The sequence below is a fragment of the Edaphosphingomonas fennica genome, assembly GCF_003034225.1.
GTDB classification, from domain to species: domain Bacteria; phylum Pseudomonadota; class Alphaproteobacteria; order Sphingomonadales; family Sphingomonadaceae; genus Sphingomonas_E; species Sphingomonas_E fennica.
This window is the reverse complement of the sequence record NZ_PHHF01000068.1, coordinates 13,282-29,108: the sequence shown is the minus strand read 5'-3', so window position 1 is coordinate 29,108 and position 15,827 is coordinate 13,282. Positions and strand designations below refer to the sequence as shown.

General features: G+C 68.3%; 16 protein-coding genes. 14 read left to right on the top strand and 2 right to left on the bottom strand.

Annotation, left to right across the window (positions count from 1 at the left end; genetic code table 11):
- The first annotated feature begins 187 nt into the window (after positions 1-187).
- From CV103_RS15865 to CV103_RS15810, 12 genes are all read left to right on the top strand, one after another.
- Positions 188-1,057, top strand: a complete 870-nt coding sequence (locus tag CV103_RS15865) for a helix-turn-helix domain-containing protein (protein ID WP_236626876.1) — start codon at positions 188-190, stop codon at positions 1,055-1,057.
- Positions 1,058-1,163: 106 nt separating this feature from the next.
- A complete protein-coding gene (locus CV103_RS15860; protein WP_070936196.1) occupies positions 1,164-1,586 on the top strand; it encodes an SUF system Fe-S cluster assembly regulator in 423 nt (140 codons plus the stop codon).
- On the top strand, positions 1,583-3,055 hold the full coding sequence (gene sufB / locus CV103_RS15855) for a Fe-S cluster assembly protein SufB (RefSeq protein ID WP_107395508.1): 1,473 nt from the start codon (positions 1,583-1,585) through the stop codon (positions 3,053-3,055). The genes CV103_RS15860 and sufB overlap by 4 nt, the downstream gene beginning before the upstream one ends.
- Positions 3,048-3,575 (top strand): endonuclease domain-containing protein, encoded by a 528-nt coding sequence (locus CV103_RS15850; RefSeq protein ID WP_342749171.1) that lies wholly within the window; start codon positions 3,048-3,050, stop codon positions 3,573-3,575. Before sufB ends, CV103_RS15850 begins: the two co-directional genes overlap by 8 nt.
- Positions 3,576-3,577: 2 nt before the next feature.
- A complete protein-coding gene (sufC, locus tag CV103_RS15845; protein WP_015458486.1) occupies positions 3,578-4,321 on the top strand; it encodes a Fe-S cluster assembly ATPase SufC in 744 nt (247 codons plus the stop codon).
- A complete protein-coding gene (locus CV103_RS15840; protein WP_107395506.1) occupies positions 4,318-5,070 on the top strand; it encodes a SufD family Fe-S cluster assembly protein in 753 nt (250 codons plus the stop codon). The genes sufC and CV103_RS15840 overlap by 4 nt, the downstream gene beginning before the upstream one ends.
- A complete protein-coding gene (locus tag CV103_RS15835) occupies positions 5,067-6,281 on the top strand; it encodes a cysteine desulfurase (RefSeq protein WP_107395505.1) in 1,215 nt (404 codons plus the stop codon). The genes CV103_RS15840 and CV103_RS15835 overlap by 4 nt, the downstream gene beginning before the upstream one ends.
- Positions 6,278-6,763: an SUF system Fe-S cluster assembly protein gene (locus tag CV103_RS15830; RefSeq protein ID WP_070935045.1), complete on the top strand. Its 486-nt coding sequence runs from the start codon at positions 6,278-6,280 to the stop codon at positions 6,761-6,763. Before CV103_RS15835 ends, CV103_RS15830 begins: the two co-directional genes overlap by 4 nt.
- Entirely contained in the window at positions 6,763-7,122 is a 360-nt protein-coding gene (locus CV103_RS15825; protein ID WP_015458482.1) for a HesB/IscA family protein, read from the top strand. Before CV103_RS15830 ends, CV103_RS15825 begins: the two co-directional genes overlap by 1 nt.
- 223 nt (positions 7,123-7,345) lie before the next feature.
- Positions 7,346-8,017, top strand: a complete 672-nt coding sequence (locus CV103_RS15820) for a pyrimidine 5'-nucleotidase (RefSeq protein WP_107395504.1) — start codon at positions 7,346-7,348, stop codon at positions 8,015-8,017.
- A complete protein-coding gene (gene dapD / locus CV103_RS15815) occupies positions 8,014-8,850 on the top strand; it encodes a 2,3,4,5-tetrahydropyridine-2,6-dicarboxylate N-succinyltransferase (protein ID WP_107395503.1) in 837 nt (278 codons plus the stop codon). Before CV103_RS15820 ends, dapD begins: the two co-directional genes overlap by 4 nt.
- Positions 8,851-8,990: 140 nt before the next feature.
- Positions 8,991-9,623: a glutathione S-transferase family protein gene (locus CV103_RS15810; RefSeq protein WP_015458479.1), complete on the top strand. Its 633-nt coding sequence runs from the start codon at positions 8,991-8,993 to the stop codon at positions 9,621-9,623.
- A gap of 12 nt (positions 9,624-9,635) precedes the next feature.
- Here CV103_RS15810 and hrpB read toward each other — a convergent pair whose 3' ends face one another.
- Both hrpB and CV103_RS15800 read right to left on the bottom strand, forming a co-directional pair.
- The gene (gene hrpB / locus CV103_RS15805) at positions 9,636-12,164 is read right to left on the bottom strand and encodes an ATP-dependent helicase HrpB (RefSeq protein ID WP_107395502.1); all 2,529 of its coding nucleotides are present in this window, start codon (positions 12,162-12,164) and stop codon (positions 9,636-9,638) included.
- Between the two features lie 86 nt (positions 12,165-12,250).
- Positions 12,251-13,819: a lysine--tRNA ligase gene (locus CV103_RS15800; protein ID WP_107395501.1), complete on the bottom strand. Its 1,569-nt coding sequence runs from the start codon at positions 13,817-13,819 to the stop codon at positions 12,251-12,253.
- 102 nt (positions 13,820-13,921) lie between these two features.
- On the opposite strand from CV103_RS15800, the gene CV103_RS15795 reads away from it, so the two are divergent.
- Positions 13,922-14,503 (top strand): hypothetical protein, encoded by a 582-nt coding sequence (locus tag CV103_RS15795; protein WP_107395500.1) that lies wholly within the window; start codon positions 13,922-13,924, stop codon positions 14,501-14,503.
- 224 nt (positions 14,504-14,727) lie between these two features.
- A complete protein-coding gene (locus CV103_RS22930; protein ID WP_070935033.1) occupies positions 14,728-15,519 on the top strand; it encodes a histidine phosphatase family protein in 792 nt (263 codons plus the stop codon).
- Positions 15,520-15,827: the final 308 nt, after the last annotated feature.

The window sequence follows — 15,827 nt, the reverse complement described above, 5'->3', positions numbered from 1 at the left end:
CGCTAGTCACTTTCCTGCGACCCGAAGGGCTCACCGTCCAAGGATGGCGAGGCCTTTTCCTTTGGCCCGGCTGGATTTTTCCAGCCGGGCTTTTTTTGGCCCGCGGCCTTCGTCTTTTTGTCCGTGACAAGGGGGAACGAAGATGCTCCCATGCGTTCTGGACGGACAACTGGGGAGTTGGACGGACGTGGGGAATATCGGAGCCGGACGTGCCAGCACGGTGAGCCTGCGCTATTTCGCGCCGGCGCCGGAATTGCGGCGATTCATCGCGGCCTATTATATATTCCAGACGGATCAGCCACGGCTGGCCGATCTGGTCCGGGCCGATATGGCCCAGCTTCGCTTCATGGTCCAGGGCGCCGGCTGCTACGGTTTCGGCGAGGATCGCTTTGCGGGCGCTCCCGAAATCTCGCTGCTCGGGCCGACGACGGCGGCCACCGCCTTCGATGTCGAGGGGCCGGCGCTGGTGTTCGGCATCGCCATCCTGCCCATGGGCTGGGGGGCCTTGGTGCGGGAGGATGCCAGCCTCTTCGCCGATTCGGTGGTCGATGGCGCCGCCATGTTCGGGGCCGCGACGGCGGAGACGCTGGATGCGCTGCGCCACGATCCCCGCCCCAGCCGGATGATCGCGGCGGTCGATCGGCTGCTGCGCGGGCTGGTGGACGGCTCGGACTGGATGCCGGACTGGTTCGCGCTCCTCGCCGATCGCTGGCTCACCGATGCGCCGTCGCCCTCGGTCGATGCGCTGGTGCGGGAGGCCGGCGTGTCCGGCCGCCAGGTGGAGCGCCTCGCCCGCCGGCTCTACGGCGCGCCGCCCAAGCTGCTCGCCCGCAAATATCGCGCGCTGCGCGCCGCCAGCCGCTTCGCGGCCACGGGGATGGGCTGGGCGGACGCGGCGGGCGACGCTTTCTACGATCAGTCGCATTTCATCCGGGAATTCAAGCGTTTCACCGGCCACACCCCCTGCCAGTTCCAGCGCGAGCCTTCGGCCGTCACCCGCCTCACACTCGCCCGGCGCCACCTCGCCAGCCTGCCCCGGCTCGCGCTGGTGAGCTGATCCGCTCCGGCCGCGCCGGAACCAAGGCGGCCTCCCACCGCACCCTTGACGTAGGCGGCCATCGGCCCCAAGTGCCAATCGGAACGAATCAGTCCGATTGGAGATCATGCGCCTTTCCAGCCTTGCCGATTATGCGGTCGTGATGCTCACCGCCGCCGCGCGCCATGCCGGCGCGGGGGCGGATGATGCGCGCCTGTCCGCGGCGATGCTGGCGGAGGAGACGGGCGTGCCGCTGCCCACCGCGCAGAAGCTGATGGGCAGGCTGGCGGGCGCCGGCCTCCTCACCTCGGCGCGGGGCACCGGCGGCGGCTTCCGCCTCGCGCGCGATCCGGCGGCGATCAGCCTGGCGGAGATCATCGAGGCGGTCGAAGGCCCGATCGCGATGACGGCCTGCGTGGAGCAGGGCCGCCATGATTGCGCGCTCGAAGCCGGCTGCCGTGTCCGTCCGCACTGGACGGCGGTGAACGGCGCGGTAAAGGGCGCGCTCGGCGGGGTCAGCCTCGCCACGCTTGCAGGAGTGCCCGCATGAGTGAAGTCCGCAACCGCGAGGCCTATGAGGCCGCGCAGAAAGCCTCGACCTACGAATGGGGCTTCACCAGCGATGTCGAGCAGGATTTCGCGCCCAAGGGCCTCAACGAGGATACCGTCCGCTTCATCTCGGCCAAGAAGAACGAGCCGGAATGGATGCTGGAATGGCGCCTCAAGGCTTTCCGCCTGTGGCAGACGATGACGCCGCCCGACTGGGCGAAGCTCAACGTGCCGCCGATCGACTATCAGGACGCTTATTATTACGCCGCGCCCAAGGCGAAGCCGAAGCTGAACTCGCTGGACGAGGTCGATCCCGAGATCCTCAAGGTCTATGAGAAGCTCGGTATCCCGATCGAGGAGCAGAAGGTGCTCGCCGGCGTCGAGGGCAGCCGCAAGGTGGCCGTGGACGCGGTGTTCGACTCGGTCTCCGTCGCCACCACCTTTCGCGATGAGCTGAAGAAGGCCGGCGTCATCTTCCTCTCCATCTCGGAAGCGATCCGCGAATATCCCGATATGGTGCGGAAGTGGCTGGGCAAGGTCGTGCCGATGCACGACAATTATTTCGCGACCTTGAACTGCGCGGTCTTTTCGGACGGCACCTTCGTCTACATCCCCGAAGGTGTGCGCTGCCCGATGGAGCTTTCCACCTATTTCCGCATCAATGCGGAAAATACCGGCCAGTTCGAACGCACCCTGATCGTGGCGGACAAGGGCAGCTACGTCTCCTATCTCGAAGGCTGCACCGCGCCGATGCGCGACGAGAACCAGCTCCACGCCGCCGTGGTCGAGCTGGTGGCGCTGGACGATGCCGAGATCAAATATTCCACCGTCCAGAACTGGTATCCCGGCGATGCCGACGGCAAGGGCGGCATCTACAATTTCGTCACCAAGCGCGCGCTCTGCCAGGGCCGCAACAGCAAGGTGAGCTGGACGCAGGTGGAAACCGGATCGGCGATCACCTGGAAATATCCAAGCTGCGTGCTGGCGGGCGAGAACAGCGTCGGCGAATTCTATTCGGTCGCCGTCACCAACAACATGCAGCAGGCCGATACCGGCACCAAGATGATCCATCTCGGCAAGGGGTCGCGCTCGACCATCGTGTCCAAGGGCATCTCGGCCGGCCGCTCGAACAACACCTATCGCGGCCTCGTCCGCGTCGGCCCCACGGCGGAGGGCGTGCGCAACTTCACGCAGTGCGACAGCCTGCTGCTGGGATCGGACTGCGGCGCCCACACCGTGCCCTATATCGAGGTCCGCAACCCCTCGGCCCAGATCGAGCATGAGGCGACGACCAGCAAGATTTCGGACGATCAGCTCTTCTACGCCATGTCGCGCGGCCTCAACCAGGAGGATGCCGTGGCGCTGATCGTCAACGGCTTCGCCAAGGAAGTGCTCCAGCAGCTCCCCATGGAATTCGCGGTCGAGGCGCAGAAGCTGCTCGGCATCAGCCTGGAGGGCAGCGTTGGCTGAATTGACGCCCCGGGACGACGCGAGGCGCCTCGACACCCCTCCCCTCCAGGGGAGGGGCCGGGGGTGGGGCCTCTCGGCCGGGCGCATCGCCGAACTGGGCGATCGCGCGGCCGCCATGCGGGGCAATCCCACCGAGCCGGAAAAGCGCCTGTGGCGGCACCTTAGCAACAGCCAGCTCGATGGCCATAAATTCCGTCGGCAGGCGGTGATCCATGGCTGGATCGCCGATTTCCTCTGCCCCCGCAAAGGGCTGATCGTGAAAGTCGATGGCGATACCCATGAGCCAGTGGCCGACGCACGCCGTGATGCGGCGCTCGCGGCGCTCGGCTACAGGGTCGTGCGCGTCACCAATGGCGAGGTCATGGGGAATATGGACGGTGTGTTGCGGCTGTTGCGCGAAACGCTCGAAACCATGCCCGATCGGCGGGCGCCCCACCCCAACCCCTCCCCTGAAGGGGAGGGGCCTGAATTGGCCGTTCCTTTTGCGGGGCGGCAGCCCATCATGGGATTCGAAGATTGAAGATGTTGCAGATCAATAACCTCCACGCCGAAGTCGACGGCAAGCCGATCCTCAAGGGCCTCTCGCTCAGCATCAATGCGGGCGAGGTCCATGCGATCATGGGGCCGAATGGCGCGGGCAAGTCGACGCTTTCCTACGTCCTCGCCGGCCGCCCCGGCTATGAGGTGACAGAGGGCACCGCCACGCTCGACGGGCAGGATCTGCTGGCGCTCGATCCGCACGAGCGCGCCGCCGCCGGCCTGTTCCTGGGCTTCCAATATCCGGTCGAGATTCCCGGCGTCTCCAACCTCCAGTTCCTGCGCACCGCGCTCAACGCCCAGCGCAAGAGCCGGGGCGAGGCGGAGCTTTCGGGCGCCGAGTTCCTGAAGGTCGCGCGCGCGCAGGCCCAGGCGCTCGGCCTCGACATGGAGATGCTGAAGCGCCCGGTGAACGTCGGCTTTTCGGGCGGCGAGAAGAAGCGCAACGAGATGGTGCAGATGGGCATCATCGATCCGAAGATGGCCATCCTCGACGAAACCGACAGCGGCCTCGACATCGATGCGCTGCGCGTGATCGGCGACGGCATCAACCGCATCATGCGGAAGGACGACAAGGCCGTGCTGCTCATCACCCATTATCAGCGCCTGCTCGATTATGTCCGGCCGGATTTCGTCCACGTCCTCGCCAATGGCCGCATCGTCCGTTCAGGCGGGCCGGAACTCGCGCTGGAGCTGGAGCGCGAAGGCTATGGAGCGATCGCGGCGTGACCGCGCTGGCCCTCCCCACCGCGAGGCAGGAGGCCTGGCGCTACAGCGACCTGGAGGCCGTCGCCGCCGTCTGGCCGGTGCCGCCGGCCGAGCGGATCAATGTCGCCGCCGGTGAAAGCGCCGTGCGCATCGTCGCGCCGCAGGCCGGGGCGGATGGCGTGGTGATCGCGGATTATGCCGTCGATATCGCCGCCGGCGGAACCTGCGCCTTCTTCATCCTGAACATCGCCGGCCGGCTGGGCCGCATCGCCATCGACGTGACCCTGCACGACGGCGCCCATTTCGAGCTGGGCGGCGCGATCGTCGGCGGCGCGGGGCAGACGCTGGAGATCGTCACCACCGTCAACCATGTCGAGCCCAACGCCACCAGCAACCAGGTGGTGCGATCGGTGCTGGCCGGAACCGCCACCAGCAGCTTCCTCGGCAAGGTCGCCGTCGCGCGCGATGCGCAGAAGACGGATGCCAGCCAGTCGGTGAAGGCGATGCTGCTCGATCGCACGGCCACCGCCAACGCCAAGCCGGAGCTGGAGATCTTCGCCGACGACGTGAAGTGCGCCCATGGCGCCACCGTCGGCGAGCTTGACCGGCAGGCGCTCTTCTACCTCGAAAGCCGCGGGCTCCCGCCCGCCGAGGCCAAGGCGCTGCTGCTCCAGGCCTTCGTCGCCGGCGCCTTCGTCGCGCTGGAGGATGATGGCGCGCGCGCCGATCTGGAAGCGAAGGCGCTCGCCGCGCTGGAGGCGCTGCTGTGACCGCGCTCGCCGATGCCCGCCCGCTCGACTGGCTCGCCGATTTCCCGGCGATCCCGGAAGGCTGGGCCTATCTCGATACCGCCGCCACCGCGCAGAAGCCCAAGATGGTGATCGATGCGATCGCCCGGGCCTATGGCGAAACCTATGCCACCGTCCATCGCGGCGTCTATCAGCGCTCGGCGGACATGACGGTCGCGTTCGAGGCCGCACGCCAGCGGGTCGCCCGCTTCATCGGCGCGGGTTCCGCGGACGAGATCGTGTTCGTGCGCGGCGCCACCGAAGGCATCAACCTCGTGGCGCAGAGCTGGGGCGGCACCCACCCGAAGGCGGGCGACCGCATCCTGCTTTCCACGCTGGAGCATCATTCCAACATCGTGCCGTGGCAACTGCTGCGCGATCGCGTGGGCGTGGAGATCGATGTCGCCCCGCTCACCGCCGATGGCCGGATCGATCTCGATGCCGTGGCGGCGATGCTCACCCCCGCGCACAAGCTGGTGGCGCTGGCCCATGTCTCGAACGTGCTCGGCTCGGTGCTGGATGTCCGCCGCGCGGCGGCGCTGGCGCACGATGTCGGCGCGCGGCTGCTGGTCGACGGTTGCCAGGCGGTGCCGCGCCTCGCGGTGGACGTGGCGGCGCTCGGCTGCGATTTCTACGTCTTTTCCGGTCACAAGCTCTACGGCCCCACGGGCATCGGCGTGCTGTGGGCGAAGGCCGACATCCTCGAATCCATGCCCCCCTGGCAGGGCGGCGGATCGATGATCGACAAGGTCAGCTTCGAACGCACCACCTATGCGCCGCCGCCGGCCCGGTTCGAGGCGGGAACCCCGCATGTCGTGGGCGTCGTCGGCCTCCATGCCGCGATCGATTATGTCGATGCGATCGGCCTGGCCGCGATCCACGCGCACGAAGCCGCGCTGGTAAAGGCCACGCGGGAAGCCTTGTCCGGCATCAACAGCGTGCGGCTGTTCGGGCCGGAGGATTCGGCCGGCATCGTCAGTTTCGCGGTGGAAGGGGTGCATCCCCACGATGTCGGCACCATATTGGACGAGGCGCATGTCGCCATCCGTGCCGGGCATCATTGCGCCCAGCCGCTGATGGAGCATCTGGGCGTGCCCGCCACGGCACGTGCCAGCTTCGGCGTCTATAACGGGCTCGCGGATGTGGCGGCGCTCGCCAACGGTATCGAACGGGTGACGAGAATATTCGGATGAACGAGGAAACGAAGATCCGCACCGAGGAAGTGAGCGCCGTGGCGCCGGCGCCGCGCGCGCGCGTCGAGGATGCGCTGGACGATGCGCCGCCCGCCGCCGATGCCGCGGCCGATCGCCCGCGCGATTATCTGGACGGCTTCCTCGCGCAGAAGCCCGTGCCCCAGGGCGCGGGCGAGCCCGGCGGGGAGATTTACGAGGGCGTGATCGCCGCGCTCAAGGAAATCTACGATCCCGAGATTCCGGTGAACATATACGATCTCGGCCTCATCTACGGCGTGGATGTCGATGCCGGCCATGTCGTCGTCACCATGACGCTCACCACGCCCCATTGCCCCGTGGCCGAATCCATGCCGGGCGAGGTGGAGCTGCGTGTCGGCTCCGTGCCCGGCGTCGGCGTGGCGGAGGTCAACCTCGTCTGGGACCCGCCATGGGACCCGCAGAAGATGTCGGACGAAGCCAAGCTCGAACTGGGGATGCTGTGATGAGCACGACTACCGCCCCCCGCGTCCGCCCCGCCGCGATCATCCTGACGCCGTCGGCCGAGCAGCGCATCGCCGATCTGATGGCCCGCGCCCCCGAAGGCGCCGTGGGCGTCAAGCTCTCCACGCCGCGCCGCGGCTGCTCGGGCCTCGCTTATTCGGTCGATTACGTCACCGAAGCTGATCCCTTCGACGAAAAGATCGTGACGCCGGGCGGCGATTTCTACGTCGACGGTGGCTCGATCCTCTACCTCATCGGATCGACGATGGACTGGGTGGAGGATGATTTCACCGCCGGCTTCGTCTTCCAGAACCCAAACGCCAAGGGCGCCTGCGGCTGCGGCGAGAGCTTTACCGTCTAGGCGGGGCCGCATTGCCCGTTCGCTCCGGGCGACTTGCCTCGACTTCGCTCCACACGAACGGCGGGATTTCGGTGGCCGTCCCGTCATCCTGACGAAAGTCAGATCCATTACCGCAACGCCCGCGATGGTAGCGTTGCGGCAATGATGCTGAATCAGGTTCGGCAGGACGATCGCGCTCGAACGCCGGTTGCCCCCACCGGCACCCCTCGCTAGACCGCGCGCCATGCTGCCCGCGCTCGCCCATGTAGATTGCTGGATCTTCGATCTGGACAATACGCTCTATCCGGCGTCGGCCGATCTGTTCGCGCGGATCGACGTGCGCATGGGCCAGTTCGTCCAGAACCTCCTCGGTGTCGACCCGCTGGAGGCGCACCGCATCCAGAAAAGCTATTTCGTCGAGCATGGCACCACCCTCAACGGGCTGATGGCGCGCCATGGGATCGAGCCGCGCGAATTCCTGGATTTCGTCCACGATATCGAGATGGACGCGTTGGCCGAGGATCGCCGGCTGGTCGAGGCGCTGGCCCGGCTGCCGGGGCGCAAGCTCGTCTTCACCAATGGCGACCATGCCTATGCGCGCCGCGTGCTGGGCCGGCTGGGCCTGTCGGAAAGCTTCGAGGCGATCCACGATATCCACGCCTGCGCCTATCGGCCCAAGCCCGATCCGGCGAGCTACGATGCGATGTGCGCGGCGCTGAACGTCGCGCCGCGGACGGCCTTGTTCGTGGAGGACATGGCCCGCAACCTCAAGCCCGCCAAGGCGCTGGGGATGAAGACGGTGTGGGTGAACAACGGATCGGATCATGGCGATCACGGCCATGATCCCGATTATATCGATTATGAGATCGCCGAGGTCGGCGAATGGCTGGAAGAGATATTGGGGACGAAGATATGAGCGATCTGGCGCAGACGATCGAAGCCGCGTGGGAAGTCCGCGACACGCTGGGTTTCGATACGAAGGGCGATGTGCGCACCGCCGTGGATGCGGCGCTGGCCCAGCTCGACGCCGGCACCGCGCGCGTGGCGGAGACGGTGGATGGCGAGGTCATCGTCCACCAGTGGCTGAAGAAGGCGGTGCTGCTCTCCTTCCGCCTCAACGACAATGCGCTCATCACCGGCGCGCCGGGCGAGGCGAGCTGGTGGGACAAGGTGCCCAGCAAATTTTCCGGCTGGGGCGAGGCGGAATATCGCGCCGGCGGCTTCCGCTCGGTGCCCGGCGCGGTCGTCCGCCGGGGCGCCTTCATCGGCAAAGGCGCGGTGCTGATGCCCAGCTTCGTCAATATCGGCGCCTATGTCGGCGAAGGCACGATGGTCGATACCTGGGCGACGGTGGGCAGCTGCGCGCAGATCGGCCGCAACGTCCATCTTTCGGGCGGCGCCGGCATCGGCGGCGTGCTGGAACCGCTGCAGGCCAATCCGGTGGTGATCGGCGACGGCGCCTTCATCGGCGCGCGCGCGGAAGTGGCCGAAGGCGTGATCGTGGGCGCGGGCGCGGTGCTCTCGATGGGCGTCTATCTCGGCGCCTCGACCAAGATCGTCGATCGCGCGACCGGCGAGGTGTTCGTCGGCCGCGTGCCCGACTATGCGGTCGTCGTCCCCGGATCGCTGCCCGGCAAGCCGCTGCCGGATGGCACGCCCGGCCCGTCGCTCTATTGCGCAGTGATCGTGAAGCGGGTGGATGCGCAGACCCGCGCCAAGACCGGCATCAACGAGCTGCTGCGGGATTGATCGCCCGCCTTTCGTGACGCTTTTTCCCTCCTTCGCCCGGCGCCCGCCACGATTCGGCTTGGGGCGCCGGGCGGGCCGTGCCTAGACTGGCGGACCGGCCGGCTCCGCGAAGGGGCGGGTTGCGGGAGGGGGAAGCCGCCATGGCGCAGATCGTCGTCCATCATCTCGAAAATTCGAAGTCGCAGCGCATCGTCTGGCTGCTTGAGGAGCTGGAGCTGCCTTATGATATCGTCCGCTACCAGCGGATGATGGGCGCGGCGCCGCCGGAAATGACGAAGGTCCACCCGCTCGGCAAGGCGCCGTCGGTGGAGATAGACGGCGTGGCGATGGCCGAATCCGCCGCCATCATCCAATATGTGCTGCTGCGCTACGGCCGGGGCCGCCTCGCCCCCGCGCCGGATTCGCCCGATTATGCGAAATTCCTGGAACTGCTGCACTATCCGGAATCCTCGCTGGCGCTGCGCACGCTGCTGCCCTTGTTCATCCGCCTGTTCGGCGTCAGCGCACCGATGCTGGAAGGCTATGCGGCGCACGGCCTGGGCGTGCAGCTCGACTATCTCGATGCCCTGCTTGCCGGGCGCGACTATCTGATCGGCGATGGTTTCACCGCCGCCGATCTCCAGCTCACCCACGAGCTGCAATTCCTGAAGGCGCAGGGCCAGATCGAGGATCGCCCCGCGCTCACCGCCTTCGTCGCCCGCATGGAAGCCCGCCCCGCCTGGCAACGCGCCGTCGCACGCGGCGGCCCGTTCAGCCTCGCTTTCGGGGCGTAATCCCCGCCGGTCCTACCGCCCGCCCGCTTTCTTGGTCCGCAGCGTCGGATCGGCGCCGGCCGGATCGTCGGGCCAGGGATGGCGGGGGTATCGGCCGCGCATCTCCTTGGCGACGGCGGCCCAGCTTCCCGCCCAGAAGCCCGGCAGGTCGCGCGTCGTCTGGATCGGCCGGCCGGCGGGCGAGGTGAGGCGCAGCACCAGCGGCACGCGGCCGTCGGCCAGCATCGGGTGGCGGGTGAGGCCGAACAGCGCCTGCGGCCGCAGCTCGACCGCCGGCCCGCCGTCCGCCGCATAGTCGATCGCGTGGCTCGATCCGGCGGGCGTCGCCAGCCGCGCGGGCGCCAGCCGGTCGATGGCGCGCCCGCCCTCCCAGCCCAGGATATTCTCCAGCGCCTGCGCAAGGTCGCCGGGGTTGACCGCGTCCAGCCTCCGCCGGCCCGCCACGATCGGCGCCAGCCATTCGTCGATCGCCGCGATCAGCGCCGCGTCCGACAGGTCGGGGATCGAGGCGTCATGCGTCCGGGCGAAGGCCGCGCGCTGCCGCAGCGCCACCGCGCTTTCGGGCCAGGGCAGCAGGCCCAGGCCGTGCTGCCGCACCCCTTCCACCAGCGCCGCGGCCACGGCGTCCCGGTCCGGCGCGTCGTCCGGCCCGCCGCCCAGCCGCACCGCGCCCAGCCGCCGCTCGCGCCGGGCGATCACGCCGCCGGTCGCGGGATCGAAGCGCACGTCGCGCACCATGGCGATCCGGTCGGCGAACAGCGCCTCGATATCGGCCAGCTCGATCGCGGCGGCGGAAAGGATGCGCGCGCCCGCCGCCGACCCTTGCGTCTCCGCCACCGCCAGCCATTCGCCGCGCGCCAGCGGCGACAGCGGATCGAGCCGGAAGCCCCGCCCGCCGACGGCGATCCAATTCTCCCCCGATGCATCGCGCCTGCGCGCCACCCGATCGGGAAAGGCCAGCGCGACGCAGGCGGCCAGCGCATTCTCTCTCTCTGCTTCGGGGAGAGGGGGCGGCCGCCCCGAATGGCGTGCAGGCGGATAGGGGCTTCCCTTCTCCCCCTCCTCTCCCGGAAGAAAAGAGGTGTGCTGAACGAGCCGCCGCCACCGTTTCGCCAGCCCGCGCGCGGCCTCGGCCCGCTTGCCGCGCTCGCCCCGCCAGCGGCGCAGCCTCAGCTCGAGGTCGGCGTCGTTGCCGCCCAGCCCGCGTTCGGACAGCAGCACCGCCACCTCGGCCGCGACATCCGCCCAGCCGCGCGCCTTCGCCTCCACCAGCATATGGGCCAGGCGCGGCGGCAGCGGCAGCGCGGCGATCGCCTTGCCGTGCGGCGTCGGCCGGCCGTCCCCGTCGATCGCGCCCAGCACGGCGAGCCGCGCCCGCGCCTCGGCCACGGCGGCGGCGGGCGGCGGATCGATCCAGCGCAGCGCGGCCGGATCGGTCACGCCCCAGTTCGCGCAGTCCAGCAGCAGGGCGGAAAGGTCCGCCTCCAATATCTCCGGCGGGTCGAAGCGGGGCAGGCCGGCGGTCGCCGCTTCCTCCCACAGGCGATAGGCGGTGCCCGGCCCCTGCCGCGCGGCGCGGCCGGCGCGCTGCGTGGCGGCCGCCTGGCTCACCCGCTCGGTCGAAAGCCGGGTCACGCCCGCCGCCCGGTCGTAGCGCGGCCGCCGGGCCAGCCCGGAATCGACGACGATGCGCACGCCGTCCAGGGTCAGGCTGGTCTCGGCGATGCTCGTCGCCAGCACCACCTTGCGGATGCCCGGTGGCGGCGCGGCGATGGCGGCGCGCTGCTCGGCCGGTTCCAGCGTGCCGTGCAGCCGGTGGATCGCGATATCGGCCGGCAGCCCCGCCAGCCGCTCCGCCGTCCGCTCGATCTCCGCCACGCCCGGCAGGAAGGCCAGCAGGCTGCCCTCTTCATCCGCCAGCGCGCGGCGGATGGCGGCCGCCATCTCGTCCTCGATCCGTGCCTCCGCCCGCCGGCCGATATGGCGCAGCGTCAGGGGCCAGCTCCGCCCCTCGCTCTCGATCACGGGCGCGTCGTCCATCAGCGCGGCGAAGCGCGCGCCGTCCAGCGTGGCGGACATCGCCACCAGCCTGAGGTCGGGCCGCAGCGCGCCCTGCGCATCCAGCGCCAGCGCCAGGCCGAAATCGCTGTCCAGGCTGCGTTCGTGCACCTCGTCGAACAGCACGGCCGAAACGCCGGCCAGCTCGGGATCGGCCTGGATGCGGTTGCGGAAGATGCCCTCGGTCAGCACCAGGATGCGCGTCGCCGCCGACTGCTTCGAATCCATCCGCGTGGCATAGCCGATGGTGCGGCCCACCGGCTCGCCCGCCAGCGCCGCCATCCGCTCGGCCGCCGCGCGCGCGGCCAGCCGGCGGGGCGACAGCAGCAGGATCTGTCCGTCGCACCACGCCTCGCCGAGCAGCGCCGGCGCCACCGCCGTCGTCTTGCCCGCGCCCGGCGGCGCCACCAGCACGGCGGACGACTGCGCGCGCAGCGCCGCCAGCAGATCGGGCAGCACGGCGTGGATGGGAAGATCGGTCACGCCGGCGTCTTCCTGCCGATATGTCCGGGTGATCGGGCCGGTGCCGCCTTGAAAATGTGCTGAAAGCGCATTTTCAAACGCGCCTGTCAGGCCAGCGCCTCGGCGATCAGCCGGCGGCTGTTGGCGACGCCGTAAAGCTTGATGAAGCTGCCCATGCGCGGCCCCTGGCTCGATCCCAGCAGGGTTTCGTAGAGCGCCTTGAACCAGTCGCGCAGCGCCTCCTTGCCGAAATGCGCCTTGCCGATTTCATAGACCTCGTTCTGGATCGCCTCGGCATCGGCATCCTCGCCCAGCGCCGCCAGCTTGTCGTCCAGCTCCTGCAGCGCGGCGGCTTCCTTCGCGTCGGGCTTGCGGCGGACCAGGGTGGGCGCCACGAAATCGCGGTGATAGGCCAGCGCGTGGCCGATCAGCCGGGCCAGTTCGGGATAGGCCTCCGCGCTCGCATCGGGCACGTAATTGGCCAGATAGCCCCAGACCTGCGCCTCGTCCGCCTCGCCCAGCACGCCGACGAGGTTCAGCAGCAGGCCGAAGCTGATCGGCAGGGTCGCCGCCGGCACCTGGCCGTTGTGGATATGGTGCACGGGATTGCCCAGCTTCTGCTCGATCGGCTGGGCGGGATAGGCGGCGCGGAACTGCCAGTAATCGTCCACCGCGCGCGGGATCACGCCCATGTGGAGCGACTTCGCCTTCTTCGGCTCGCGATAGGCGTAGAAGGCCAGGCTCTCCTCCGGCCCGTAGGTCAGCCACTGCTCGAGGCTCAGGCCATTGCCCTTGGACTTGGAGATCTTCTCCCCCTTCTCGTCCAGGAACATCTCGTAATTGAAGCCCTCGGGCGGCCGCACGCCCAGCACGCGGGCGATCTTGCCCGATTGCGTCACCGAATCGATCAGGTCCTTGCCGGCCATCTCGTAATCGACGCCCAGCGCCACCCAGCGCATCGCCCAGTCGACCTTCCACTGCAGCTTGGCCCTGCCGCCGAGGATGGACTGGACCACCGTCTCGCCCTCATCCTCGAACCGCACCAGCCCCTGCTCGGCGTCCACCACCTCCACCGGCACCTGCAGCACGATGCCGCTCTTCTCGCTGATCGGCAGCACGGGGGAATAGGTCGCCTGCCGCTCCTTGCGCAGCGTCGGCAGCATCACGCCCATGATCGCGTCATAATGGCGCAGGATATCCTTCAGCGCCGCATCGAACCGGCCGGACGTGTAGCATTCGGTGGCGGACAGGAATTCATATTCGAAGCCGAAACGATCCAGGAAATCGCGCAGCATCGCATTGTTGTGATGGGCGAAGCTTTCGAACTTGCCGAACGGGTCGGGCACCTGGGTCAGGGGCTTGCCCAGATGCGCGCGCAGCATCTCCTGGTTGGGCACGTTGTCCGGCACCTTGCGCAGGCCGTCCATGTCGTCCGAAAAGGCGATCAGCCGGGTCGGCACGTCGGACAGCGCCTCGAAGGCGTGGCGCACCATGGTCGTGCGCAGCACCTCGTTGAAGGTGCCGATATGCGGCAGGCCCGACGGGCCATAGCCGGTCTCGAACAGCACATAGCCCTTCTCCGGCGCGCCGTCCGGATATCGCTTCAGCAGCTTGCGGGCTTCCTCGAAGGGCCAGGCCTTGCTGTCGAGGGCGGCTGCGCGGAGGTCGTTTGCCATGTGTTCCCGTGTCGTTTAGGTGTTTGGAGGACGCCTTAGAGCGATTCCGCCCCGGATGGAAAGCCGAAGGGCGCGCAATCGGGGCGGGAAGCGGGGTGCCCGATGCGGACCGTGGAACCGGAAATCCTTTCAGCCGATGCCGCGCTGCCCGTGCTCTATGCGCGGCGGATCGATCCGGTTCCCGAACGCAGGCTCTATGTCGCGCGGCCGGGGCTCCGGGCGATGCCCTCGGGCAGCCTCATCATGGCCGGCTGCCTGCTGCTCCAGCTCTGGACGCTTACCTTCCTCCTCTGGGCGATGTGGTGGCCGGCGCCGCAGACGCCGCGTCTCCTCGCTTTCGCGGTCGGCGGCACCGTCACGCTCGCCTTGCTGGTGCTGCTCGTCATCCTCCTGCTGCTCCGCCGCTATCCGGGCTTCCTGCTCGGGGTCGCCCGCGCGCCCTTCATCCGGCTGACCGTCACCGACCGGCGCGTGGTGTGGAGCCTGCCCTGGCAGCGTTACCCGCTGATGGAGATCGGCCGCGAGCGCATCCTCGGCGGCATATTGGGCGCGGTCGACCGGCGCGGCTTCGGCAATGCGGCGATGATCATGGTTCATGGCGATCCCGCCGCCGATATCGACGGCAACATCCACTTCGATCGCCTGCCCGACGTCGAAAAATTCGTGGCGGCGCTGGCGCGGTAGGATCTGAGGGGCGGTTTAGGAATTCGCTTTTCGCGGATTTCGGCACGGCCCGCAAATCCGGTGAAACCGGATTTCCCGAACAGTCTCTCAGAGTCCGCAAATCCGAAAAAGCGGATTATCAAAACAATCCCTGGCGGCGGCCGCGGCAATTCCCAATTGAAGCGCCGTTAACCATCCCATACGCAGGTTTCCCGAAGCCCAGAACAACAACAGAGAGGAAGCCGATGTCGAAAATCACGATCATCGCCGCACTTCTGATTGCGGCGATGCAGGGGGCGGCCGCAAACGCGGCATCTTTCCTTTTCATCCGCCATGCCGAAAGCACGGCGAACGCCGGCACCGCCACTACTGTTGAAGAGATGCTCGATCCGCCGCTCACCGCCTTGGGGCAGCAGCAGGCGCTCGATCTGGCCGATGTTCTGGCCGGCTACAATATCACGACCATCTATACGAGCGCCTACCAGCGCACGCAGCAGACCATCGCGCCCACCGCCGCCCATTTCGGCCTGACGCCCACCGCCGACGCCCGCACCAACGAATGGTATGTCGGCGATGTCGAGCTTGGTGGCCCGGCCGTGGATTATCTGAGCATCATCGGTCGCTGGGCGATGGGGGATACCGCCGCCAAGGCCGATCTGCCCAATGCGGAATCGCTGGATGACATGGTCGCCCGCGTGCTGCCGGCGTGGCAGGAGATGATCGCCGCCCACAAGGATGAGGACGGGGTCGTGGCCATCGTCGGGCACGGGGCCGAAATCGGCTTTGTCATGTCCTATTTCGCCCAGAATGTCAGCTCGGGCTTCGCCTTCTCGCATGGCCTGGACAATACCGGCATCGTCGAGCTCGAGATCGTGAACGACAAGCCCTACGTGACCAGCTGGCAGGGCATCGCCCTCCCGGTCCCGGCCTCGGTTCCTGAACCGGCGACCTGGCTGATGCTGCTGGTCGGCTTCGGCGCGATCGGCGCCGCGATCCGCTCGGGACAAGCGCAGCGGCTGCGCGCCCGGATCGCATAAGGCGCGGGCGCCCTCGACAATCCCGTCGACAGGCCTTGGGATATCCGGCGGACGGAGGGCCTGTCGACGGGGACGCGGGGAATGCCCGCAACAGATGTTCCCCCCCTCAACGTCGTATCAGGCCCCAATGCCATGCCAGCGCAGCCTGGCATCACATCGGGCCTGGCATGGCCTCTCGGCGGCATGATCGGACGGGTTGATCGTCAGCGACGCCAGCCTGCGCTGGCGTGACGCGGGGATAAGCAACAACCCCCATCCCGTCCGCAACCGATCCGCAAGCTGGCCGTTCCCCTCCCGTTCCCGTGGCG

Bases quoted from the DNA above. Each gene is read 5' to 3' on its own strand.
- CV103_RS15860 (WP_070936196.1), top strand. From the start codon at position 1,164: ATGCGCCTTTCCAGCCTTGCCGATTATGCGGTCGTGATGCTCACCGCC.
- sufB (WP_107395508.1), top strand. From the start codon at position 1,583: ATGAGTGAAGTCCGCAACCGCGAGGCCTATGAGGCCGCGCAGAAAGCC.
- sufC (WP_015458486.1), top strand. From the start codon at position 3,578: ATGTTGCAGATCAATAACCTCCACGCCGAAGTCGACGGCAAGCCGATC.
- CV103_RS15830 (WP_070935045.1), top strand. From the start codon at position 6,278: ATGAACGAGGAAACGAAGATCCGCACCGAGGAAGTGAGCGCCGTGGCG.
- CV103_RS15825 (WP_015458482.1), top strand. From the start codon at position 6,763: ATGAGCACGACTACCGCCCCCCGCGTCCGCCCCGCCGCGATCATCCTG.
- CV103_RS15820 (WP_107395504.1), top strand. From the start codon at position 7,346: ATGCTGCCCGCGCTCGCCCATGTAGATTGCTGGATCTTCGATCTGGAC.
- dapD (WP_107395503.1), top strand. From the start codon at position 8,014: ATGAGCGATCTGGCGCAGACGATCGAAGCCGCGTGGGAAGTCCGCGAC.
- CV103_RS15810 (WP_015458479.1), top strand. From the start codon at position 8,991: ATGGCGCAGATCGTCGTCCATCATCTCGAAAATTCGAAGTCGCAGCGC.
- CV103_RS15800 (WP_107395501.1), bottom strand. From the start codon at position 13,819: ATGGCAAACGACCTCCGCGCAGCCGCCCTCGACAGCAAGGCCTGGCCC.
- CV103_RS15795 (WP_107395500.1), top strand. From the start codon at position 13,922: ATGCGGACCGTGGAACCGGAAATCCTTTCAGCCGATGCCGCGCTGCCC.
- CV103_RS22930 (WP_070935033.1), top strand. From the start codon at position 14,728: ATGTCGAAAATCACGATCATCGCCGCACTTCTGATTGCGGCGATGCAG.